The following is a 22137-nucleotide window of genomic DNA, read 5'->3' as shown; positions in this document are numbered from 1 at the left end:
CACGTGAGCTATCCGGACAACGCCCTGGCCGCAGGCGAGCAGGTGGTCATCCACCGCCATCCGCACTGGAAGCGGCTGATCTGGCCGGTGGTGGTCCTGATCCTGGCCACAGCGCTGGCGGCGTTCGGGTCCGGCTACGTCAACTCGACCCACTGGGAGCAGACGGCCAAGAACATCCTGCACGGGGTGATCTGGGGGATCTGGCTGGTGATCGTCGGCTGGCTGACGCTGTGGCCGTTCCTGAGCTGGCTGACCACCCATTTTGTAGTGACCAACCGCCGGGTGATGTTCCGCCACGGCGTGCTGACCCGCACCGGGATCGATATCCCGCTGGCGCGAATCAACAGCGTCGAATTCCGCGACCGGATTTTTGAGCGAATGTTTCGGACCGGAACGCTGATTATCGAGTCCGCGTCACAAGACCCTTTGGAGTTTTACGACATTCCGCGCCTGCGGGAAGTGCACGCGCTGCTGTATCACGAGGTTTTCGACGACACCCTCGGTTCGCCCGGGTCCTGAGCGTCGCCCAGCTGGGAGCGCCGGCCGGCCTTGTTCCGCCAGGCCCGCAGCAGGGTGACGTTCCCGTTTTCCAGACCGCCCTCCAGGGCGTCCTCGAAGACCTCGGCGATCCCGCCCGCGGTGAGCGCGGACTCCAGCGCCTTGTCGGGGTTGCGGGCGAACTCGTCGGGGAACACCCAGCGCCGGAACGCCCAGAAGCGAAACGCCATCTGCATGAGGTTGCCGATGATGTACGCCGACACGAAGTCTGCGATGTTTTCCACGGTCAGCGACACGGTCGGCACCCGCAGCTGCAGCACGTAGCTGGAGAACCACAGCGGCGCCATGGACAACAGCACCCCGACGCCGCTGAACGCGAAGAACAGCAGGGCCTCGTGGTGACGCTCGCGGCCGCCCCGGTCGCGGAAGCTCCACTCGCGGTTCAGCACGTAGGAGGCGATGACCGCGACGATCCCGGCGATCACCTTGGCGGTGACCGGCTTGGACTCCAAAACCGTGAGCTTCAGCGTGTAAAAAATCGCGGAGTCAATGACGAACGTCGTGCCCCCGACGATCGCGAATTTGATCAGTTCGTGGTGGCGCAGTAAATAAGGCTGAATGGCCTCGGGTAGACGCGCGATTGCGGCTTCGGCGAAGGACACAACACGTCAGCATACGGTTGGACACAAAAACGACGCAAAATTTTACCTAACGATTTGGCGTCACCCCCGGTCAACACGCCTAAAGCCGGCAACCGCTGCCATGACCGGCCATGACACGATGAAGCCCGTGCCGGATCAACGCACTCCCGCGGTAGCCCCCGTCGTCGCCATGGTCGGGGGCGGCCAACTTGCCCGCATGACGCACCAGGCCGCGATCGCGCTGGGCCAGACGCTGCGGGTGCTGGCGACCGCCGCCGACGAGCCGGCCGCGCAGGTCACCCCGGACGTCGTGATCGGCTTGCACACCGAGCTGGACGACCTCCGGCGGGTCGCCGCGGGGGCCGACGTGCTGACGTTCGACCACGAGCACGTCCCCTCCGAGCTGCTGGACAAGCTGGTCGCCGAGGGCGTCAACGTCGCCCCGCCGCCTCAGGCCCTGGTACACGCCCAGGACAAGCTGGTGATGCGGCGGCGATTGGAGGCGCTGGGCGCGCCGGTGCCGCGGTACGCCGGCTTCGCGGACCTCGACGACCTGGACGGCCCCGACGGCCTCGACGCGTTCGCCGCCCAGGTTGGGGCGCCGATGGTGGTCAAGGCGGTCCGGGGCGGTTACGACGGCCGGGGCGTGCGCATGGCCAACGACGCGGCGCACGCCCGCGACATCGCCCGCGAGTACCTGGCCGCCGGGGTGCCGGTGCTGCTCGAGGAGCGGGTGGAACTGCGCCGCGAGTTGTCGGCGCTGGTGGCCCGGTCCCCGTTCGGGCAGGGGGCCGCGTGGCCGGTCGTGGAGACGGTGCAACGGGACGGCATCAACGTCCTCGTGATCGCGCCCGCCCCGGAGCTGCCCGCCGACGTGGCGTCGGCCGCGCAGAACCTGGCATTGCGCCTGGCCGCCGAGCTGGGCGTGGTCGGCGTGCTGGCTGTCGAGCTGTTCGAGACGCCCGGGGGCGACGTGCTCATCAACGAGCTGGCGATGCGGCCGCACAATTCCGGCCACTGGACCATGGACGGGTCACGCACCGGCCAGTTCGAGCAGCATCTGCGCGCGGTGCTGGATTACCCGCTCGGCAGTACCGACGCGATCGCGCCGGTGACGGTGATGGCCAATGTGCTCGGTGCGCGGGCCGAGCCAGCGATGACAGTCGACGAACGCCTTCACCACCTGTTCGCGCGGATGCCCGACGCCCGCGTGCATCTCTACGGCAAGACCGAGCGGCCGGGGCGCAAGGTGGGCCACATCAACTTCCTGGGGACGGACATGGCCGAGCTGCCCGCGCTGCGCGAACGCGCCGGGCTGGCGGCACACTGGTTGTCGCACGGGCAGTGGACAGACGGATGGGATCCGCATGGGTAATGCTGATCGGCCGCGGGTCGGCGTGATCATGGGCAGCGACAGCGACTGGTCGGTGATGGCCGACGCCGCGGCGGCGCTGGCCGAGTTCGACGTGCCGGCCGAGGTCCGGGTGGTCTCGGCGCACCGCACCCCGGGCGTGATGTTCGACTACGCGCGCGGCGCGGCCGAACGTGGCCTTGAGGTGATCATCGCCGGCGCCGGGGGCGCCGCGCACCTGCCCGGCATGGTGGCCTCGGCGACTCCGCTGCCGGTGATCGGGGTGCCGGTGCCGCTGGCGCGGCTGGACGGCCTCGACTCCCTGCTGTCGATCGTGCAAATGCCCGCGGGTGTCCCGGTGGCGACGGTCTCCATCGGTGGCGCCCGCAACGCCGGCCTGCTGGCCGTGCGCATCCTCGGATCGTCCGACCCGGCCCTGCGGGCCCGGATCGCGGAGTTCCAGGCGCGGCTGGCGGAGAGCGTCCGGGCCAAGGATGAGGCGGTGCAGGAGCTGCACGGTAAAGTTACCGGTCAGTAGCGCGGTGACGCCGCGGCCCGTTTCCGGCCGTGGGGGATCCGGGCACGATGGAAGCGCACGAGGAGGCTTGAGATGGCTGGTTGGGCCGGAAACCCCACCTTTGATTTGTTCCAGTTGCCGCAGGAGCATCAGGAGTTGCGGACGGCGATCCGTGCGCTGGCGGAGAAGGAGATCGCTCCGTATGCCGCCGAGGTGGATGAGAATTCGCGGTTCCCGCAGGAGGCGTTGGATGCGTTGAACGCCTCGGGGTTCAACGCGGTGCATGTGCCCGAGGAGTATGGCGGTCAGGGCGCGGACTCGGTGGCGGCGTGCATCGTGATCGAGGAGGTCGCGCGGGTGGACGCCTCGGCGTCGTTGATCCCGGCGGTCAACAAGCTGGGCACCATGGGCCTGATCTTGCGGGGCTCCGACGAGCTGAAGAAGCAGGTGTTGCCCTCGCTCGCCGACGGGACGGCGATGGCGTCCTATGCCCTGAGCGAGCGAGAGGCCGGCAGCGACGCGGCGGCGATGCGTACCCGGGCCAAGGCCGACGGGGACGACTGGATCCTCAACGGCGCCAAGTGCTGGATCACCAACGGCGGCAAGTCGTCGTGGTACACGGTGATGGCGGTGACCGACCCCGACAAGGGCGCCAACGGCATTTCGTCGTTCATGGTGCACGCCGACGACGAGGGGTTCACCGTGGGGCCCAAGGAGAAGAAGCTCGGCGTCAAGGGCTCCCCGACGACCGAGCTGTATTTCGAGAACTGCCGGATTCCTGGGGACCGGATCATCGGCGAGCCGGGCACCGGCTTCAAGACTGCGCTGGCCACTCTGGATCACACCCGCCCGACCATCGGCGCGCAGGCGGTCGGCATCGCCCAGGGCGCGGTGGACGCCGCGATCGCCTACACCAAGGACCGCAAGCAGTTCGGCCGCCCGATCAGCGACAACCAGGGTGTGCAGTTCATGCTCGCCGACATGGCGATGAAGGTCGAAGCCGCGCGGTTGATGGTCTACCAGGCCGCCGCCCGCGCCGAGCGCGGGGAAACCAACCTCGGGTTCATCTCCGCGGCGTCAAAGTGCTTCGCCTCCGACGTGGCCATGGAGGTCACCACCGACGCCGTCCAACTGTTCGGCGGCGCGGGCTACACCGTCGACTTCCCCGTCGAACGAATGATGCGCGACGCCAAGATCACCCAGATCTACGAGGGCACCAATCAGATTCAGCGCGTGGTGATGTCGCGAGCACTCCTGCGCTGAGCGCAGCGCTAGGATTCCCCGGGGCAGCCATTCGGGGTGGTAGGGCCACACGTAGAGTCAGCGAGTTAGCGTCGGCGCACCGGCCAAACAGCCGGAACGTCGGCACGGAGTAAAGGGTCATACCGGGGCCAGGGGGTGTCCATTGACCGACATGGCGTCCCCGCGTGTCCGCGGCTGACCGGGAATTGATGCCGGTGCGCGCTCCAGTCACCCCGGCCGCTCATTGGCGGTCGTTGTCCTTGCTGTTGGTCGAGGACGACCGGGCCGACGCGGTGTTGGTGGAAGACCTGATCGCCGACGCGGTCGCCGACATTCGGGTGGTCTGGGCCCAGTCGATGGCCCACGCCGAACAAGAACTCGCCACGGCCCGCCCCGATTGCGTCCTGCTGGACCTGCACCTGCCCGATGCCAACGGGATCGATGCCCTGGACCGGATCGCCAAACGCGACGCCACCGTCCCCATCGTCGTGCTGACCGGCCTGAACGACGAGTACTTCGGCGCGTCGGCCGTGGCGGCCGGCGCGCAGGATTACCTGGTCAAGGGCCGGGTCGAACCCGAGATGCTGCGGCGCGCCCTGCTGTACGCGATCGAGCGCAAACGCGCCGAACTGATCGCGGCCGACCTGCACGCCAGCCAGCTGCGGGCCCGCGAGAACGCGCTGCTGGAGCGCGGCCTGCTGCCGTCGCCGCTGCTCCTCGACAACCCCGGCGTGGACATCGTCGCCCGCTACCGGCCCAGCCGCGAGGACGCGTTGCTGTGCGGGGACTTCTACGACGTCGTGCAGACCCCCGACCGGGTCGCGCACGTCCTCATCGGTGACGTCGCCGGCCACGGGCCCCACGAGGCGGCCCTGGGCGCGGCCCTGCGGATCGCGTTTCGCGCCCTCACCCTCGCGGGCGTGCGGGGTGTCGCCCTGATGCGCCAGCTCGAACAGGTGCTGCACTCGGAGCGCTCGGATTCCGCGGTGTTCGCGACGGTGCTCAGCCTGGAGATCGAGCCCGGCAGCCCCCACGTGACCGCGGTGCGCGCCGGTCATCCCGGCATGCTGCTGCAGCGCGGCGGCACCGTGAACTGGGTCGAGCCGCCGGCCGGGCCGGCGTTGGGGCTGCGGGCCGGTGAGTGGCCGCGGCACGAGCTGGAGCTGGCGGCGGGGGAGGGCCTGCTGCTGCTGACCGACGGGCTCTTCGAGGGCTACTCGGGCCGCGGCAACGAACGGCTCGGCGAGGACGGCCTGCTTGCGCTGGCCCGGACGCACGCGCACCGCGCGGGCCCGGAGTTCGTCGACGCCCTCATCGACGGCGCCCAGTTGCTCGCCCAGCCGCGCGGTGGGCTGACCGATGACATCGCCGTGCTGCGCATCGAGCGGACCGGCGCGTGAACGCTCTGCTGGGCCGGCTGCGCCCGTCGCAGCTCACCGTGCGCGGCTGGCAGGCGCTGGCGTTGTTCGTCATGGGCGCGACGGTGCTCGCCGGCGCGGTGATCGGCGCGGTGCTGCTACGGCACACCGACGCGATGACGCGGGAACTCACCGACGGGATTCAGCCGGCGCGCGTTTCGGCCGGCCAGCTGCAGGCGGCGCTGCGCGACCAGGAGACCGGCATTCGGGGCTACCTGATCGCCGCCGACCGGCAGTTCCTGACGCCCTACTACGACGGCCAGCACACCGAACGGGCCGCGGCCGACGACATCCGGCGCCGCCTCGCCGGGCGCGACGACCTGCTCGCCGACCTGGAGGCGATCGAACAGGCCGCCACCAGCTGGCGGGCGAACTATGCCGAGCCCGCGATCGCGAGCGTGGCTCCCGAGGCCCGCAATCTCACCGACCGGCCGGCGACGGAGCGCGGCAAGGCCGAATTCGACCATCTCCGTTCGCTTTTCGACAAGCAGAACGCGGATCTGTCGGCGGCCCGCGCGCACGCCGCCGAGGAACTCGGGCACACCGATGGCTGGCGCAACCGGGTGCTGATCGCCATGGTGCTGGTCTTCTTCGGCACCGCCGCCCTGCTCGGTTTCCTGGTGCGCGACATGGTGGCGCGACCGCTGGCCACGCTGGCCGCCGCGTGCCGGCGGATCACCGAGGGCCACTTCGAGGAGCGGATCGTGCCGCCGAAGCGGCCGCGGGACGTCCGCGACATGGCGATCGACGTGGAGAACATGCGCAAGCGGATCGTCGACGAGCTCGAGGTGTCGCGGTCGGCCCGGGAGCGCCTGGACGAACAGGCCGGCGAGTTGCGGCGGTCGAACACCGAGCTCGAGCAGTTCGCCTACGTCGCGTCGCACGACCTGCAGGAACCGCTGCGCAAGGTGGCATCGTTCTGCCAGCTGCTCGAAAAGCGGTACGGCGACAAGCTCGACGAGCGTGGCGTCGAATACATCGCGTTCGCGGTCGACGGGGCCAAACGCATGCAGGTGCTGATCAATGACCTGCTCACCTTCTCCCGGGTCGGCCGGCTGAACACCCTGCAGACCGAGGTTCAGCTCGACACCGTCCTGGACGCCGGGCTGGACAACCTGTCCGCCGCGATCGAGGAGGCGGGTGCCGAGGTCGTGCGCCCGGCGCAGCCCCTCCCGCAGATCGTCGGCGACCCGATGCTCCTGACGATGCTGTGGCAGAACCTCATCGGCAACGCGGTGAAGTTCCGGCACAAGGATCGCCCGCCGCGGGTCGTCATCGAGTGCGAGCGGGGCGACGACGAAGTGTTGTTCCGGGTGTCGGACAACGGCATCGGCATTCCGCAGGAGTTCGCCGACAAGGTCTTCGTCATCTTCCAGCGCCTGCACGGCCGCGACGTGTACTCAGGAACGGGTGTCGGGCTGGCGCTGGTCAAGAAGATCGTCGAGCACCACGGCGGCACCATCTGGATCGACGCGTCCTACACCGACGGGACCCGTTTCGTGTTCACCATTCCGGCCCCCGCGCCCGTGGCCGAACCCACCCTTATGGAAGGAGCGCGCGAATGACATCGGCCGGTAGAGCCATCGAGATCCTGCTCGTCGAGGACGACCCGGGGGACGAGCTGATCACGCGGGAAGCGTTCGAACACAACAAGCTCAAGAACAACCTGCACGTCGCGCACGACGGCGAGGAGGGGTTGAACTTCCTCTACAAGCGCGGCGAATACAAGGGCGCCCCGCGGCCCGACCTGATCCTGCTCGACCTGAACCTGCCCAAGTACGACGGGCGCCAGCTGCTCGAGAAGGTCAAGTCCGACCCCGATTTGTCGCGCATCCCGATCGTGGTGCTGACCACGTCGTCGGCCGAGGAGGACATCCTGCGCAGCTACGAGCTGCACGCCAACGCCTACGTCACCAAGCCCGTCGACCTCGACCAGTTCATCAACGCGGTCCGCCAGATCGACGAGTTCTTCATTCAGGTCGTGCGGCTTCCGGGGATCTAGCGCCGGCGGGCATCCGGCCCGCATCCCGCGAACTTCTGTCGAGATCGACGTCAGCGCGGAGAAGTTCGAGTGAGCACCACGCTAGCGTCGATCTCGGTTGCGAGACACACTATGTTGCCGGCTCCGTCTCGGCCAGGAACTGGTCATTGTGCTGTCCCGGCGCCGGGGGCGGGTCGGTGGCCGCCGCGTCGAAACTGGAGTACCGCGCGGGGGTGCGGATGACGGTGATGGCCGCGGCTTCCGAATCGCCGCCCACGCGCAGGGCCAGCTCGTTCTCGGCGAAGAGCGGCGTGTCGACGACCTGTTTCCAGGTGTACGCCAGGCAGGCCATCAGGCCGCCGTCCTGCAGCAGCTCGACCCATTCGGCGGCGGTCCTGGCGGCCAGCGCGGACTCGAGTTCCTCGGTCAGCTCGGGATAGTTGAGCGCCCGGGACCGCTGGTCGGCGAACCGCTCGTCGTCCAGGAGGTCCGGCCGCCCGATGATCTCGCACAGCTTGGCCCAGTGTTTGGGCACGTACGCGCTGAGCACCAGGTAGCCGTCGGCGGCCCGGAAAGCGTCCGACGGCTGGGTCGCGAAGCCAACACCCTTGCGCCGCTTCGGCTTCGGGCCCGCATCGGCTTTGGGGGCCGCGGCGGGCTTGTTCAGGTGGACGGTGAGCTGGTTGGCCTGCAACCCCACCGCGACGTCGTACATCGCGACCCGGACCACGTCGCCCGCCCCGTGGCGCTCGCGGTTGAGCAGGGCGGCCAGCACCGCCTGGGCCAGCACGTGGCCGCTGGCGTTGTCGACGAGCTGGAACGGGATGATCTGCGGCTTGCCATCCGGGGTAGGCATCCCGGTGGTCATGCCCGCTTCGGCGGCGACCATCAAGTCGACGCCCGGCCGGCTGCCGTGCGGGCCGTTGCCGCCGTAGGCCGATAGCCGCGCATAGACGAGTCGCGCGTTGCGGGACCGCAACTCGTCGGGGCCCAGGCCCATGCGTTCCATGACGCCCGGCCGGAAGCCCTCGAGCACGACGTCGGCCGTGTCGGCCAGCCGCAGTATCCGCTGCCTGCCCTCCTCGGTGGTCAGGTCCACCGTCACCGACTTCTTCCCGCGGTTGTTGGGCAGGAAATACGTTGCCAGCGGCGGGCGGCCGGGCAGCACCGCGGTGATGTGCCGGGCGGCCTCGCCGCCCGGCGCCTCCACCTTGATGACCTCGGCGCCCAGGTCGGCCAGCACCTGCCCGGCCAGCGGGCCGGCCACGTTCTGCGTGAAGTCGAGGACCCGGAATCCGTCAAGCGGCTTGGACGCCTTGTCATTTGGCATGCGCAGCCTTCCGTCTAACCTGACTTGGCCGCGGTGCAGTAGTAGTTCTTCGCGAACGGCGCGCCGGGGTCATCGCTCTGCAACGGCAATCCCGCGTCGTCGAGGAGTTGATTGAGCGGGTTGCGCACCGGCCGCCAGCCCCGCTCCTCCAAATACGTTGCGGCGTCGTTGCGTTCGCCCGGGAAGCCAAGGTCGCCGAGCGCGATGTCCAGGCCGTTGGCCCGCCACTTCTCACTCGCGGCGTTCAAGGCGTCCCCGCTCGGGCCCGAATTCACGAACACCTCGGCCACCAGCCGGCTGCCGTCGGCGCTGAGCGCGGTGACCTGGTCCAACAGCCGGTCCTGGGCCTCCGGCGGCAGGAACCCGAGCAGGCCCTCGGCGGCCCAGGCGGTGGGCCGCCCGGCGTCGAAGCCCGCCTCGGCCAGCGCGGCCGGCCAGTCGTTGCGCAGGTCGATCGGCACGAACCGGACCTCGGCGGTCGGCCGGGCGCCGAGCTTGCCGATGGTCGCGGTCTTGAACTCGATCACCTCCGGCTGGTCGATCTCGAACACCGTGGTGCCCGCCGGCCAGGGCAGCCGGTAGGCCCGCGCGTCCAGGCCCGACGCCAGGATCACCACCTGGCGGATCGCCGGGTCCGTTTGGTTCCCGGCGTCGGCGAAGAACGCGTCGATGTACTTGGTTCGGGCGGCCAGCATGTCGGTCATGCGCTGCATGCCCCACGGTGCGCCGGGAACGTCGACGTCGGCGGCGTCGAGTTCGCCGCGCGCCCAGCGGGTCATGAAGTCGACGCCGACGGCGCTCACCAGCGGCTCGGCGAACGGGTCGTCGATCAGCGCGTCACGGGTGGCCCGGGCCCTCCCGGCGGCCACCATGGTGGCGGTGGCCCCCACGCTCGTCGCGAGATCCCAGGTGTCGTTTTCGGTGCGGCCCATCGTGGCAAGTCCCCTCCCGGTCTACTTATTAGCCACAATAACGATGCGTCCCGCGTGCCCCGCCGGGGACCAAAGACCCGCCCGGTGGTGGCGTTGCGCCCTTCTGCGCGCGGGAGTCCGACGGCAGCATCGACGTGTGACGACAACTGCGGGGTTGGTCCGGCGGCTGGGGCTGGAAGCGTATTCGCTGCTGCTGTACGTGCGGTCCGGCGGCATGCGACCGTTGCCACCGGGTGAGGTCCTGCCCGTGTTGCGCGCTGTCGAACGCTACGGGTTGCTGGGGGCGGCGACGGCGATCACCGCCGGGCGGGATGCGAGGGGACTGGCGCTGATCGACGAGCGCGGGCCCCTTGGCTTCGCCGAATTGGACGCGCGGACCAACGCGCTGGCCAACGAGTGGCGCCGCCTCGGCCTGGGCCCCGGCGCCAGCGTAGCCATCCTGGTGGGCAACCACCGCGGCTTCCTGGAAGCCGTCTTCGCCGCCGGCAAGTGCGGCGCGGGCGTGCTGCTGCTGAACACCGGCTTCGGCCACACCCAGCTCGCCGAGATGGTCACCCGCGAGAAGGCGGACCTGCTCGTCTACGACGACGAGTCCCGCGATGTGGTCGTCGACGTCCACCCGAGGCTGGGCCGCGTCCGCGCGTGGAGCGACACGCCCGCCCCCGACACCCTCGACGCGCTGATCGCGCGCGGCGACCGGACCCCGCCGCCCCGGTCCGGAGGCCGGCCTAAGATCGTCATCTCGACCAGCGGCACGACCGGCGTCCCGAAGGGCGCCGCCCGATCGGAGCCCTACTCGCTGATACCGGTCGGCGGCCTGCTCGGCAAGGTGCCGTTCCACGGCCGGGAAGTCACCGAATGCTGCGTGCCGCTCTTCCATTCCATGGGATTCAGCCACGCGATGTACGGGATGGTGCTGGGCTCGACGCTGGTGCTGCGCCGCCACTTCGACCCCGAGCAGGCGCTGGCGAGCGTGGCCGAACACCGGGCCAGCGCCATGATCGTCGTTCCGACCATGCTGCGGCGCATCCTCGACCTTGGCCCGGAGGCGCTTGCGGCGCGGGACCTTTCCTCGTTGCGGATCGTGTTCGTTGGTGGCTCGCAGCTGAGCGCCGCGCTGGCCACCCGCGCGTTGGAGGCGCTGGGGCCGATCGTCTACAACATGTATGGCTCCACCGAGGTCGCCTACGCCACCATCGCCACGCCCGCCGACCTCGCCGCCGCTCCCGGGTGCGTCGGCTCGGTGGTGCCCGGATCGATCGTGAAGGTGTTCACCGACGACCGGCGCGAGGCCCCTGCGGGGACACCGGGCCGCATCTTCGTCGGCAACGTGCTCGCCTTCGAGGGCTACACCGGCGGTGGCACCAAGGAATCGGTCGCGGGTCTGATGTCCACCGGTGACATCGGGCACTTCGACGCGCACCGCAGGCTGTTCATCGACGGCCGCGACGACGAGATGATCGTCTCCGGCGGGGAGAACGTCTACCCAGGCGAGGTGGAAGAGGCGCTGGCCCACCACCCCGGCGTCCTCGAGGCCGCGGTGATCGGGGTCGACGACGAGGAGTTCGGCCAGCGGCTGCGCGCCTACATCGTGTCCCGCCCGGGCGTGACAGTGACGGAACAGGACATTCGGGACTACGTGCGAAACAGGCTGGCCCGCTTCAAGGTTCCGCGCGACGTCATCTTCGTCGATGCGCTGCCGCGCAACGCCGGTGGCAAGGTGCTCAAGCGTCTGCTCAACGGCGCGGCGCTCACCGACCCGGCCGATCGCTGAGCGGTCGCACGAAATGCGCTGAACCAAAACATGTCTCGGTGACGGACGATCGAATTAGCTGACTTAACGGCGCTATTGTTCGACAACGCCGCTTTACCAGGCGCGTCTTTGACCGGTTTGGTGGATCGGTGAGCCCCTTACGTTCACCGACAGGGTGAAATGCCGGTTTTCGGCGAAATGCATTGGAATTAGCTGACTTAACGCCATTACCTTGACCCAAGAGGGTCGTACCAGGCGTTTCGCGGACGGGTAGGGCTCCCCGGAAGTTTCCGGCCGTTTACCGGCAGCCCCGGCGGACGTGAGCTGAATATTGTTGGGAGTCAACGGTTAACGACGATATCTCTGATAGATTTTGGCTTGTATTGTTCACCCGTGAGTAACTCGGCGAGGTTAGTATCGGTCGCACGCGGGATGACGGGTCATCAGCTCAGGGAGGGGTCCTCACAGTGGTTCTTTCAGTTGTTCCCCCGGTGCTAACGGCGTTCGGTGCTGCCAATTCCGCTGCGGCGGAGCTGATCACGTCGGCCGGGTCGGCCGACTCCGCGGCGATGCTGAACGCGGCGGCCGCGGCGTTGGGGCCCATCGGCGCCGGCTATCTGGCGGCGTATGGGCCCGCGCAAGCCAATAATCTCGCGGCGACCCTGCTCGTGGGGCAGGCGCACGAGGCAATCGGTGCCGCGACGGAGGCCGCGAAGGCGTCGTTCGTGGCCGCTGACGAGTTGTGACGTGGCTTCGACGCAGCACGCCGCGCCGGTCACGCCGCCGACGGCGGAAACCCTCACCCCGACGGGTCAGCTGGCCCGGACGCTGTCCGGTTTCGACGCCGCACCCGCCATCGACGCGCGGGAATCGAATCTTGCCGATTACCTGAACCAACCGGTGCACGCCCTCATGGGGCGCCTCGGGCTGCCGGCGCCCCCGCAAGCGGCACCGCCCCCGGATCAGCCCGACCCGAATGCCGGGCCGGGCGCCGGGGCCGGTAGTCAGGTGCCCGGCATGCTGGCCGGTCTGCTGACGCAAATGATCCAGCCGGTGACCGACGCCCTGGGGATGCTGGGACCCGGAATGTTCGAAGGCCTGGACCCGACGCAGATGTTCGGCGGGATTTCTCAGGCGTTCGAAGCGGCGAGCCAGCCGGTCCAGCAGGCCCTGAGCGAGATCGACGGCGTGTGGCAGGGCGCCGCCGCTTCTGCCGCGAGCGCGAAGACGAGCGCGGCCCTGGCGGATGGCACGCAGGTCGCCAACCAGGCGACCGCCCTGGGCGCCAGCCTGTCCACGGCGGCCGCCAACGTTCAACAGGCGGGGGCTCAGCTGGTCGCCATCGCCAACGAATTCTTCGCGACGATAGCGGCGATCGGCCCCAACATCATCTTTCCCTGGGGGATCGCCGAAGCCATCGCGGCCGCTAACCACGCGGTCACCATGGCAGCCGAGGTCATGACCGAGTTGCAGGGCTCGCTGGCCGCCGAGGCGGCCAACGTGACCGCCATCGGCGCGCCCGTCTCGGTGACGTCGGCGCCGCAGACCGGTGGCGAACTCGCCGCGACGGGCGCGTCCACGACCGCCGGTTCGCATCTCGCCGCCAATTTCGCGGCGGCGCCGGCCGCCACGGCGAGCGCCCCCGCTGCCGCGGCCGGCGCCCCGGCCGCGGTGGCATCCGCCCCGGCTTCGGCGTTCGCGCCGATGATGCTGCAGGCCGTCGCCATGCCGGCGATGAGCGGGATAAGCGCGGCGACGGGCGCCCTGCAGGGTGGCGGCGCCGGCGGCGCGCCGGCCCCGTCGGCCTCGGCTCCGGGCGCCGGCCACGCGGCCGGCGGCGGACCCGGCGCCGCGGGCAAGGCGGGGATCGGCGGCGGTGCGGGCGCGGGGGTCGCCGGTGCCCTTCCCGAAACGATCGAGTCGCGCGTGGCCGGACCGCTAGCCCCGGGTTCCGATACGGCCCCCGCCGCGATCGCCACCGACGCCGCGGCGCCCGCCGCGATGGGCGGCGCGCCAATAATGGGCGGCGCGCCGATGGGGCTCGGCGCGCGGGCCGGCGCCAGCAAAAGCCACAGCGCGGCGGCGTTTCTGCACACCTCGGACCAAGGCGACGAAATCGTTGGTGACCTCGGCAGCGTCGCCCCATCGGTGATCGGTGAGCTCGATACCGTTACCGGCCCCGACATCGAATTGAGGATCTAGGAAGGGAGTTTCGCGTGACAAGCACCGCTGATTTCCGGATGCAGCCGGCGGAGGTCGCCGATGCCACCCGGCAGCTCGACGAATTGGCCAGCCGCGCCGAGAAACTCATGCAAGACGAGGCGCCCCACCTGTCGGTCACGGCCGCGGGACGTGACGAGGTGTCGCGCCGTGTCGCGGCAACGCTGAATGACGTCCACGCCGCCTTCGGCAAATCGACCGATCAGGCCACCGTCGAATTGCGGCAGGTCTCGGCGACTTTGCGCGCGCACACCGACAACGTCATTGCGGCTGAACAGGATTTCGCCGTCTGAATAGGCGGCGCCGCTGTGGCGCCCGCCCGCTCGTCGGAAAGGAGGTCAAGGCATGGGGTTTACCAACGTGGCCTGGGAGTCGCGCAGCGCGGAGCAGCTTGCCCGCGATCTCGCCGACGGCCCCGGGCCCGCATCCGTCGGAGGGGCCGGCGCGGCATGGGTACGCCTGGCCGACGAATGGGCCAGCATCTCCGAGGATTACGACAATATCGTCGAGAAGATCAAGGCGTCGTTTGCCGGCCAGGGCGCCGAGCGGGCGGCGCGCAAACTCGAGGAATTCGGCAAGTGGCTGCAATCGGTGAGCCTCAGCGCGGCGGCCAACGGTGAACGGGCCGAGGAAGCGGCCGTCGCCTACAGCGTCGCCCTCCTCGCCATGCCGAGCGTTCCGGACGCCGTCGAGGCGCGGACAACCCACGACATCATGGCGTCCCTGGCCGCCTACAACGGGGCGGTACTCAACGGGCAGTTCGCCGAGCTCGACCAGGCGGTGACGGCTCATCAGGCGACCGCGTCCGCGGCGATGTACCAGTACGAAGAAGCGTGCGCCGAAATCGCCGCGCCGTGGGAACAACCCGGCCCGCCCGCCGTCAGCAACGGCGCGGCGCTCAACGCCGAGCACGAGGCCAAAGCGGGCGGCGACGCCGGGGCCGCGGGCGCTCTGCCGGGCGGTGCCGGCTCCGGGGCGGTCGTCACGCCCCCGCCGCTCGCACCGTTCCGCGCTGCCGCGGTCAAGCCGACCAGCGAGGGGAAGGCGTCGCACCACGCCGAGCCAACCGGCGCCACAACAGGTGCGGCGCCCGTGGCCGGCGGATACGGCCCGATGGCGGCCCTCGGGCGCGGCAACAACGCGCGTGAGCATCAGGCCTGGCTGGGAGCCCCCCTCGACGGCGGCGGGGAGCCGGGTGCAGGGTTGTCCGCGGACGACCCGTCGTGGCTGCCCGCGGCGCAACAGGCCGATGCGCCGTTCACCGTGTCCCACGTCAGCTGGGGCCCGGACACGTCGGTGTTCGACCAACTCGCGGCGCCCGCCGAGCCGGAGCCGCCGCAGTACGCCGACGCGCCGGGTCCGACCCTCGAGCAGGTGTCCAATCGGTGGGTCTCCCCGCCGGTGATCGGCGTGGATAAGGGGCTGACGCTGTGAGCACGGCCCTGGTCGAGCGGCTGGCGCTCACCGATGATGAGCTGCGGGTGGTGGCGGCGCGCGTGGGCGTGCATGACCTCCCGACGGTCCTTGCGTCGCGGCCGCGCCACGACACCGTCACCGGTCGCGAGGGGGCGTACGAACGGGCGGCTCGGGACCTGTCCGCCCGCAACCTCATCGTCGATGGCGCGGTTCACCCGGACCTCATGCCGGTGCTGCAGGCGCTACACCGGCCGGACCGCGAACTGGCCATGCGCCTGGTGACGCCGGACGGTACTGCGCGAGTCAGTGTCGTTCGACGGGGCGGGTTGTGCGTGCTCGCGCGCCGGATCGCGGACGAGATCCTGCTGCGGACCGTCGGGCACGGTGTCGGATTACACGACGTGACAACGGCGTTGCTGGCCGAGCTGCCGAGAGCCAAGGTGGCCGACATTGCGCCGGTGACGGCACCGCTCGAGGAGTTTATGGAAAGCCTCCGCGCCCCAGGCGATGCCATGGCGCTCGCGGACCGGGTCCGGGCCCTGGGTGCCGAACCGCGCGCGGCGATGCTGCTTGGTGCGGCGCTGGCCTCGCGTCAGGCGTTCGCCGAAATCGTCTACTACACCCTGGGCGATGACGAGGACAGGATTTGCCGTGCGCCCTCGGCGGTCGGGGTCTTCTACACGGGACGGGGGCGCGTGATCGGCGCCCCGAGCGCGTCACCGACCGGTCAACTGTGGAGCACCGTGAAGGCGGGCTCCGACCATGCGCTGGTCCAGGCGATCAACCAACTGGTCGCGCTGGGAGACGAGGGTTGGTCCCCTCGTGGCGGGAATGCGTTCTGACGCAGCGCTGCTGGTCATTTCCCGCGGATCCGACAACCGATAAATGAGAAAGGAAACAAGAAACAACATGACACTGTCCCTCACGCAGGCGGAAGCGCAGTCAAAGCTTTCCCAGATCGAGGACGCCCGCAATCAGGCGGTCTCAATCCTCGGGCGGATCGCCGACACCCAGCAGTCCATGCTCGGTGCGAGCTGGAAGGGCGGCAGCGCGAACACCTACGGCAACACGTCCTCGCAGCAGCAGGAGGACGCCCAGCAGATCATCAACTACCTCAACCAGATTGTCGAGACGGGATCAGCGCAGATCCGCGCCGTGGCGAACATGGACAACGGCTAGAGGAGCGAGCGACACCATGAGCGAGATTTTCTACAACTTCGGGGCCAACAACGCGTCGCTGGACGACGTGAACAGCAACATCAACAGCATTCAGGAGGTCCGCTCCGACATCAGCAACCTCTTCAGTGTGCTGGCCACCGTATACGAAGGCGCCGGCGCGACCGCGCTGAATCAGGCGCATAGCAACATCGATGCGATGTTGAACGACATGCTCGACAACATGGCCATCACGCAGCAGCAGGCTCAGGACCAGCAGGCCGCGATGCAGGCCCTGGACCAGCAGAACGCGTCCGCATTCTGAGGCATCGCCGCTGAGCCCGGGCCCGCCACAGTGGCGAGCCCGGGCGATTCGGCCGCGAAACGGGAAGGAGCGCAGGAACAATGGCGAGCAGTGGCTCAGGCAGCAGCGGGTCCGGCAGCGGGTCGGGGACTAACGGGCCGGGAACGGGCGCATCCAGCACCGGCGGGACGGGCGCGGGGGGCGCTAACATCGCCGATTTGACCAGCCAGCTCAAGCAGCTGGGGGACAGCGGACCGGCCGACGTGAAACTCTCTTCGGCCACCCGGGACGCGTATCTCAACATCATCAGTACATTTCGCGGTCAGCTGCAGGATCAGCTCACGGCGATCGGCAAGTTGGGCTCGCTGGGGAGCCCGGGTTCGCTCGCGTCGGCGAACCAGACCAAGAGCAATCTCGAGCTCGACATCTCCGGTATGGAAGGTATCGAGGCGTCGATCAACCAGTACCTGTCCTACCTGGATCAGTTCTCGACCACGGTGAAGAAGGCCGCCGACCGCCTCCTCCAGTCTGGATAGCGCCGGGATTCCGCCTGTGTCGCACCACAAGAAGTCGCTCACACCCGAGCAGATCGACGACATGATCAACTCGGGCAAACTCCCCGCTGGTACCGCCGGGGCGAACTGGGGGTTGTTCGAAGCCCTCACCAACAGTGACGTCTCGTCGCTCACCACCTCGCAGGACGAGCTGCAGCAGATCGCCGGGATCACCCAGAATCCCGCCGCCGTCGCGGTCGAGGACTTTACCGGCGTCTCCTTCACGACCATGTTCGCTGATTTCCAGGGCGCCTCCGGGACCCTGGACAACGGCAATGGCTCAGCCCTGCAGCAGATTTCGTCCGCCATCGTCAGTGCGTCGGACACTTTCCAGGAAGCCCTCGGGCAGCAGGAAGCTCAGAACCTGTGGGTGGGAAAGACACACGATGCCGCGATCGCCAACATCACCGAGTCGCTGCCGGACGTCACCAACATCGCGATGGGGGCCAACGCGTTGGGATTGCTCATCGACGCGTTCTCGCACACCATTTTTCAGACCCAGTGGTATTTGAACCAGAACAAGCCGAGGTACGACGAGTCGGTGAGCAGGTGGCCCAACGAGGTCGACGAGATCAATCAGGTCTATGACTCGTTCGCCCAAGACGTGATGAACACCGTCTACGCCCCGAACATCACGAGTATCGCGAGCAACAACCCCGGCTTTTCCACTCCCGCGTCGTCGCCGCCCGACTCGTCGTCGGTGCCGCCGCCCGACACCCCTCCGCCGCCGCCCACCGACAACAACACCCCGCCACCACCGCCCGACAACACGGGCCCGCCACCACCGGTCGACAACACGGCGCTACCGCCGCCCGACCCCACTCCGCCACCGACCGACCCGAGCGGTGCCCCGCCCCCGCCGCAGTTGAACACCGACCTCGGGCCGAACGGGTCCGTTCCCCCGCCGGGGGACCCGCTCGCGGGCGCGGGAATCAACAGTCCATTCGGCGGCTCAGGTGCTTCGGGCGCCGGTCTCGGCAACTTCGCCCTACCCAGCGGCGTTCCGGGCGTGGGCTCGAGTGACTTCGCCCTGCCCAACGGTGGTCCGTCCGGAAGCTCCGGGAGCTTCCCGCTGCCCAGCGCCGCAGGCCTCGCCAACCCGTTCGGGTCAAACGCGGCCTCCGGGGGATCCGCGCTTCCGGGTGGGGTGCCGGGCGGACCGTCGGCCCCGAACGGCGCGCCCACCAGCGATCCGTTCAGCGACATCAGCAATCCCGCCGGAAGCTCCGGCAACTTTCCGCTGCCCAGCGGCACCGGCGCGACCAATCCGTTCAGTGGCGCGACCAATAGTGCCGGCGCTGCGACCAATCCGGCCGCCGGTCTGAGCGGACTGGGCCAAGCGGCCGAGGGGCTCGGCGAACCACTCCAACAGGCGTTGGGCGCGGCGCAAGGCCACCCGAGTGGCATGCCGGGAAGCGGGGCGCCGGGGTTCGCGCCGAAGGACCTCGACGCGCTGGGCAAGCCGGGTGGAGGAGCCGGTCACGGCGCCGGCGGCGGCGCCGGGCTGGGATCTCAAGGGCGTGACACTCTGGGGCCCGCGGGTGCGCCCGTGGCCGCCGCGGCCAAGGCTCCCCAAGCACCGGAGGGTGCCCTTGCGCGTCCGGGTGGCGCTCCGCTCGGCGCCGCCGGTGCCGGCGGAGCGCCACCGGGTGGTGGCGGCGGCGGACAACGGGGACCGGGCGGTAAGGAGCACAAGGCCAATAAAGCGTTGCGGCGAGTCAAGAACGGTGAGCTCGTCCTCGGTGACGTCGACGCCGTCGTCCCGGTGATCGGTGACGACGGTCCCGAGGAGGCCGAGCCGCCCCAGCGCGCCCCGGTTTCCCCGGTGCCCCAGCCGCCCCGGCCGGCCCCGACGGGCACGCCGCGTCGGCCGGTGTTGGAACAGCGAACGGAGGTCGGCCGGTGAGTTCGCTGCGATCGGTCGCTGTGCTGCGGCCGCCGCCGCGACCCATCGCGGCCGATGATGTCGGTCCGGACTGCCATTGGCGGGCCGTCTGCGAGTATCCCGGCACCACTCCGGCGGAAATGGCGGTCGAGGCGGGCAAGGCCGCGCTCGAGGCGGCCGATGCCGACGCCGAGAGAACACGCTGGCTGCTGCACGCCGGGGTTGGACCGCAGGGCAGCCAGGGCTGGCCGGTGCATCACCACATCCAAAACGGCGTCATCGGTGGTCACGGCAATGCGCTGGAACTCAAACAGAACTGCGCCGGCGGGCTCACCTCGTGGGTGCTGGGCTCGCGGCTGATCGACGAGTGCGGCTACGCCATTTGCACCGGCGCCGACAACTGGTCGTGGAGTGATCGATTGGCGACCTGCAGAGCGGTTGGTGGTGAACCGTTTTCGGACGTCGCCTATTCGACCGTCATCTCACAGCGCGGCGGTTTCGCGAAGCTGCTGGGCAGCGGTAGCGCGAGTTGTCCTGGTATGGCGGACGATTGGCGCATTCACGACTCGTTCTGGGAGAACACGAAGACCGACGACTTCCACAATGCCTACACCCGCGCTACGGCGCTGCGGTCCGAGGAGTCGCTGCGCGACTCATTTCAGATGTTCGGTTGCGCCATCAAGGCCGCGTTGGCCGACGCTCGGATAAGCGCACAATACGTCGATCACTTCGTGCCGCAGGGTTCGGACACCGGTCAGCCGTTTCGCCTGTTGGCGGAGGTCCTCGGATTACCGTGGTCGGACGAATTGCACCGGCACACCCTCGATCACGGCTACCTCGGCGTGAGCACCCAGGCGGATGGGCTCGTATTTCTGGCCAACGAGGGGTGCCTCACCAGGGACTCGATTGTCCTGTTGTTGGCTGCCGAGTATCAGATGAGCGCCACCGCGGTCGTCCTTCGAATCGTTCGCCCGCCCCGGGTGCGCGCGCGAGAGATGATGCAGGTGATCTCGTGAGCGGTGTGCTGACTGGTAGGGTCGGGTCCCTCGATCTGCTTGACCTGAATGCGATCGGCGAGTTTTACGGAAACGACTTTCTGCCGTACCCGTTCATGTTCACCCAGGGCCCGCGCTTTGCGAGCGGGGACGAGGCCCGCGCGTATGTCGGCGCCGTTCCGGATCGGTTCCTACACGGGGACCTGAAGACATTCATGGAATGCGTGGCCGCCTACGATGCGGCCGATATTCGGGTCGAGTGTCGGGCGCAATACATACCGGCCGACACCCCGAGTGTGCGCTTGATCGCCTACCGGGCCGGACATCTCGGCTTCTTCGCGTCGCAACGCCCGGACGCCGACGTGATCGACGTTCACACCCTGTCCCCATACGACCTGGGTCCCGCAATTGCTGAGGCGTTGCCGTTGACCCAACCGGGGACGCACCCCGAGATCGTGATACCGGAATACGTGCCGAACGCCAGGCCCGAGTACGACAGCAATAGCTTAGTGGTGCGTCACCGGTCGACTGCGACTGCGGGTGTCAGCGTCCCCGCAAGCGAGGTGACCATATACGCCACGGTGCAAAGCCATTGGCGTCCAACGCGCAGATGGGGCCTGGATCGGGGCAAGCGTGCGCTGGTGTGGGTGCGGGTCGGCGACGACGGCGAGTACCTCTACGCGTCCGACCAATCACACGCCAGGCCCATGACCAGGTCGGCGCTGCGTGAAGAAATCGACCGGCTCATCGCCGACGACATCGCGATCCTGCGGGAGTTCCGGCGCGATTAACAGGGCTGGTGGCCCAATCTCGGCAACAGGAGGGAGATAGCGTGGACAACGATGCCGCGGCCCACGACTTTGATCATGTGCTGGCGCTGGTTCAGGAGCAGATGCTCGAACTGTCCTCGATGCAGCAGAAACGGGCCATGCTGTCCGGGGCGGCGACCACCGCGGACGGAACCGTCGAGGTGACCGTCGACGCGCAACGCATGGTCACCAAGATCACGATTGACGAGTCTTACTTGGAGGACTTCGATTTCGCCGACCTCGGCGGCCACATCACCGCCGCGGCGCAGCAGGCCACGCAGGAGGTCGAACGACAGGCGGCCGCGCTGATGGCGCCATTGGCGCGGCGTCGGCAAGAAATATCGTCGCTGGCCGGCTCGTCCGTGGATATCCCTGATTTCGGGGAGTTGCTAGGAACCCTGAATGCGCCGGCCGTGCCGGAACCTCGGCTGGTCGACAACGGCGATGAGGACGTCGACGACGGAACCTCGTACCCGACGGTGAGGAGATAGTCATGTCCGACTCGCTCAGCGCCAGTCCGGACGGTATGCGCACGGCGGCCGCCAACGTCGAAGACGTCGCCAACCAGATGAAGGAGCTGCTCTCCTCGCTGACTGGTCAGCTGGCTGCTCTTGGGTCTCCGTGGGGCGACGATTCGATTGGGAACCAGTTCGCCAACGGCTCCAGCGGCTACCTCGCACAAGTGGACCAGGTCAACCAGGCGATCCAGGGATCCGCCGAGCAGCTCGACAGCATCGCCCAATCGCTGACGGCGGCCGCGAGCAACTTCGAGCAACTGGATGGGCAACCGGGGACCGGGGGCGGCGGGGGAAACGGGTTGCCCGGCAACGGCTCCGGTAACCAGGGCGGTGGGGGAGGCACCGGCTCGGGCTCGGGTGGGCCCGGACAAGTTCTCACCGCGACGGGAAATCAGCTGTCAGCCGCGCTGCCCAGCACCCTGTTGCCGGAGATCCCGGCGCAGCCTGCCCAGCCGGTGCAGCCTGGGGTGCCGGTGGGTTCGGTGTTGGCATCGGGTCAGCCGGTGCAGCCGGCGAGCTTGTCGCCGGAGATCCCGGCGCAGCCTGCCCAGCCGGTGCAGCCTGGGGTGCCGGTGGGTTCGGTGTTGGCATCGGGTCAGCCGGTGCAGCCGGCGAGCT

Annotated in this window: 24 protein-coding genes; 21 read left to right on the top strand and 3 right to left on the bottom strand. The window is 68.9% G+C overall.

Going from position 1 to position 22137, the window contains the following annotated elements; all coding sequences use genetic code 11:
• Nucleotides 1-3 precede the first annotated feature (3 nt).
• Nucleotides 4-519, top strand: a complete 516-nt coding sequence (locus SKC42_RS18470) for a PH domain-containing protein (RefSeq protein ID WP_330965729.1) — start codon at nt 4-6, stop codon at nt 517-519.
• On the opposite strand, the gene SKC42_RS18465 is transcribed toward SKC42_RS18470, so the two are convergent.
• Nucleotides 477-1160 carry a GtrA family protein gene (locus tag SKC42_RS18465; RefSeq protein ID WP_330965728.1) on the bottom strand — a complete coding sequence of 228 codons (684 nt, stop codon included), beginning with the start codon at nt 1158-1160 and terminating at the stop codon, nt 477-479. The two genes, SKC42_RS18470 and SKC42_RS18465, sit on opposite strands and share 43 nt — an antisense overlap.
• A gap of 118 nt (nt 1161-1278) precedes the next feature.
• Here SKC42_RS18465 and SKC42_RS18460 point away from each other — a divergent pair, with 118 nt between their 5' ends.
• The 6 genes from SKC42_RS18460 (at nt 1279) to SKC42_RS18435 (ending at nt 7669) form a co-directional block, all read left to right on the top strand.
• Nucleotides 1279-2514 carry a 5-(carboxyamino)imidazole ribonucleotide synthase gene (locus SKC42_RS18460; protein WP_330965727.1) on the top strand — a complete coding sequence of 412 codons (1236 nt, stop codon included), beginning with the start codon at nt 1279-1281 and terminating at the stop codon, nt 2512-2514.
• Complete coding sequence (gene purE / locus SKC42_RS18455) at nt 2507-3028, top strand: 5-(carboxyamino)imidazole ribonucleotide mutase (protein WP_330965726.1); 522 nt, start codon at nt 2507-2509, stop codon at nt 3026-3028. Before SKC42_RS18460 ends, purE begins: the two co-directional genes overlap by 8 nt.
• A 72-nt stretch (nt 3029-3100) precedes the next feature.
• Complete coding sequence (locus SKC42_RS18450; protein WP_330965725.1) at nt 3101-4270, top strand: acyl-CoA dehydrogenase; 1170 nt, start codon at nt 3101-3103, stop codon at nt 4268-4270.
• Nucleotides 4271-4458: 188 nt separating this feature from the next.
• Complete coding sequence (locus SKC42_RS18445; RefSeq protein ID WP_442932193.1) at nt 4459-5649, top strand: PP2C family protein-serine/threonine phosphatase; 1191 nt, start codon at nt 4459-4461, stop codon at nt 5647-5649.
• A 71-nt stretch (nt 5650-5720) separates the two neighbouring features.
• Nucleotides 5721-7232, top strand: a complete 1512-nt coding sequence (locus tag SKC42_RS18440) for a sensor histidine kinase (protein WP_330965847.1) — start codon at nt 5721-5723, stop codon at nt 7230-7232.
• Nucleotides 7229-7669, top strand: a complete 441-nt coding sequence (locus tag SKC42_RS18435; protein ID WP_330965724.1) for a response regulator — start codon at nt 7229-7231, stop codon at nt 7667-7669. Before SKC42_RS18440 ends, SKC42_RS18435 begins: the two co-directional genes overlap by 4 nt.
• Nucleotides 7670-7778: 109 nt before the next feature.
• On the opposite strand, the gene SKC42_RS18430 is transcribed toward SKC42_RS18435, so the two are convergent.
• On the bottom strand, nt 7779-8978 hold the full coding sequence (locus tag SKC42_RS18430; RefSeq protein WP_330965723.1) for a CoA transferase: 1200 nt from the start codon (nt 8976-8978) through the stop codon (nt 7779-7781).
• 14 nt (nt 8979-8992) lie between these two features.
• Entirely contained in the window at nt 8993-9910 is a 918-nt protein-coding gene (locus tag SKC42_RS18425; RefSeq protein ID WP_330965722.1) for a class I SAM-dependent methyltransferase, read from the bottom strand.
• A gap of 136 nt (nt 9911-10046) precedes the next feature.
• Here SKC42_RS18425 and SKC42_RS18420 point away from each other — a divergent pair, with 136 nt between their 5' ends.
• The 14 genes from SKC42_RS18420 to SKC42_RS18355 all read left to right on the top strand — a co-directional run.
• Complete coding sequence (locus SKC42_RS18420) at nt 10047-11684, top strand: AMP-binding protein (protein ID WP_330965721.1); 1638 nt, start codon at nt 10047-10049, stop codon at nt 11682-11684.
• A 446-nt stretch (nt 11685-12130) separates the two neighbouring features.
• Entirely contained in the window at nt 12131-12409 is a 279-nt protein-coding gene (locus tag SKC42_RS18415; RefSeq protein ID WP_330965720.1) for a hypothetical protein, read from the top strand.
• 1 nt (nt 12410) lies between these two features.
• The gene (locus tag SKC42_RS18410) at nt 12411-13865 is read left to right on the top strand and encodes a hypothetical protein (RefSeq protein WP_330965719.1); all 1455 of its coding nucleotides are present in this window, start codon (nt 12411-12413) and stop codon (nt 13863-13865) included.
• A 14-nt stretch (nt 13866-13879) separates the two neighbouring features.
• Nucleotides 13880-14176, top strand: coding sequence for a PE family protein (locus SKC42_RS18405; RefSeq protein ID WP_330965718.1), 297 nt, complete (start codon nt 13880-13882; stop codon nt 14174-14176).
• 52 nt (nt 14177-14228) lie between these two features.
• On the top strand, nt 14229-15317 hold the full coding sequence (locus SKC42_RS18400; RefSeq protein WP_330965717.1) for a PPE domain-containing protein: 1089 nt from the start codon (nt 14229-14231) through the stop codon (nt 15315-15317).
• On the top strand, nt 15314-16141 hold the full coding sequence (locus tag SKC42_RS18395) for an ESX secretion-associated protein EspG (protein WP_330965716.1): 828 nt from the start codon (nt 15314-15316) through the stop codon (nt 16139-16141). The genes SKC42_RS18400 and SKC42_RS18395 overlap by 4 nt, the downstream gene beginning before the upstream one ends.
• Nucleotides 16142-16208: 67 nt before the next feature.
• Nucleotides 16209-16478 (top strand): hypothetical protein, encoded by a 270-nt coding sequence (locus tag SKC42_RS18390; RefSeq protein ID WP_330965715.1) that lies wholly within the window; start codon nt 16209-16211, stop codon nt 16476-16478.
• Between the two features lie 16 nt (nt 16479-16494).
• A complete protein-coding gene (locus SKC42_RS18385) occupies nt 16495-16779 on the top strand; it encodes a hypothetical protein (RefSeq protein WP_330965714.1) in 285 nt (94 codons plus the stop codon).
• A gap of 197 nt (nt 16780-16976) precedes the next feature.
• Nucleotides 16977-17294, top strand: a complete 318-nt coding sequence (locus SKC42_RS18380) for a hypothetical protein (RefSeq protein WP_330965713.1) — start codon at nt 16977-16979, stop codon at nt 17292-17294.
• 16 nt (nt 17295-17310) lie between these two features.
• Nucleotides 17311-19218 carry a hypothetical protein gene (locus SKC42_RS18375; RefSeq protein WP_330965712.1) on the top strand — a complete coding sequence of 636 codons (1908 nt, stop codon included), beginning with the start codon at nt 17311-17313 and terminating at the stop codon, nt 19216-19218.
• Nucleotides 19215-20213, top strand: a complete 999-nt coding sequence (locus SKC42_RS18370; protein ID WP_330965711.1) for a hypothetical protein — start codon at nt 19215-19217, stop codon at nt 20211-20213. Before SKC42_RS18375 ends, SKC42_RS18370 begins: the two co-directional genes overlap by 4 nt.
• The gene (locus SKC42_RS18365; RefSeq protein WP_330965710.1) at nt 20210-20983 is read left to right on the top strand and encodes an ESX secretion-associated protein EspG; all 774 of its coding nucleotides are present in this window, start codon (nt 20210-20212) and stop codon (nt 20981-20983) included. The genes SKC42_RS18370 and SKC42_RS18365 overlap by 4 nt, the downstream gene beginning before the upstream one ends.
• Nucleotides 20984-21024: 41 nt before the next feature.
• Nucleotides 21025-21492, top strand: coding sequence for a YbaB/EbfC family nucleoid-associated protein (locus SKC42_RS18360; RefSeq protein ID WP_330965709.1), 468 nt, complete (start codon nt 21025-21027; stop codon nt 21490-21492).
• A gap of 2 nt (nt 21493-21494) precedes the next feature.
• Nucleotides 21495-22137, top strand: a 643-nt coding sequence (locus SKC42_RS18355) for a WXG100 family type VII secretion target (RefSeq protein WP_330965708.1), incomplete at its 3' end; no start/stop codon positions are given.

This window comes from Mycobacterium sp. 050134, from assembly GCF_036409085.1.
Taxonomy (GTDB): domain Bacteria; phylum Actinomycetota; class Actinomycetes; order Mycobacteriales; family Mycobacteriaceae; genus Mycobacterium.
Note: the sequence above shows the minus strand (reverse complement) of the source record. Positions and strands in the feature narration are given on the sequence as shown.

Excerpts from the sequence above, each read along its gene's own strand:
- SKC42_RS18460 (WP_330965727.1), top strand. The coding sequence starts at position 1,279 with ATGAAGCCCGTGCCGGATCAACGCACTCCCGCGGTAGCCCCCGTCGTC.
- purE (WP_330965726.1), top strand. The coding sequence starts at position 2,507 with ATGGGTAATGCTGATCGGCCGCGGGTCGGCGTGATCATGGGCAGCGAC.
- SKC42_RS18450 (WP_330965725.1), top strand. The coding sequence starts at position 3,101 with ATGGCTGGTTGGGCCGGAAACCCCACCTTTGATTTGTTCCAGTTGCCG.
- SKC42_RS18445 (WP_442932193.1), top strand. The coding sequence starts at position 4,459 with ATGCCGGTGCGCGCTCCAGTCACCCCGGCCGCTCATTGGCGGTCGTTG.
- SKC42_RS18440 (WP_330965847.1), top strand. The coding sequence starts at position 5,721 with ATGGGCGCGACGGTGCTCGCCGGCGCGGTGATCGGCGCGGTGCTGCTA.
- SKC42_RS18435 (WP_330965724.1), top strand. The coding sequence starts at position 7,229 with ATGACATCGGCCGGTAGAGCCATCGAGATCCTGCTCGTCGAGGACGAC.
- SKC42_RS18430 (WP_330965723.1), bottom strand. The coding sequence starts at position 8,978 with ATGCCAAATGACAAGGCGTCCAAGCCGCTTGACGGATTCCGGGTCCTC.
- SKC42_RS18425 (WP_330965722.1), bottom strand. The coding sequence starts at position 9,910 with ATGGGCCGCACCGAAAACGACACCTGGGATCTCGCGACGAGCGTGGGG.
- SKC42_RS18400 (WP_330965717.1), top strand. The coding sequence starts at position 14,229 with ATGGGGTTTACCAACGTGGCCTGGGAGTCGCGCAGCGCGGAGCAGCTT.
- SKC42_RS18390 (WP_330965715.1), top strand. The coding sequence starts at position 16,209 with ATGACACTGTCCCTCACGCAGGCGGAAGCGCAGTCAAAGCTTTCCCAG.
- SKC42_RS18385 (WP_330965714.1), top strand. The coding sequence starts at position 16,495 with ATGAGCGAGATTTTCTACAACTTCGGGGCCAACAACGCGTCGCTGGAC.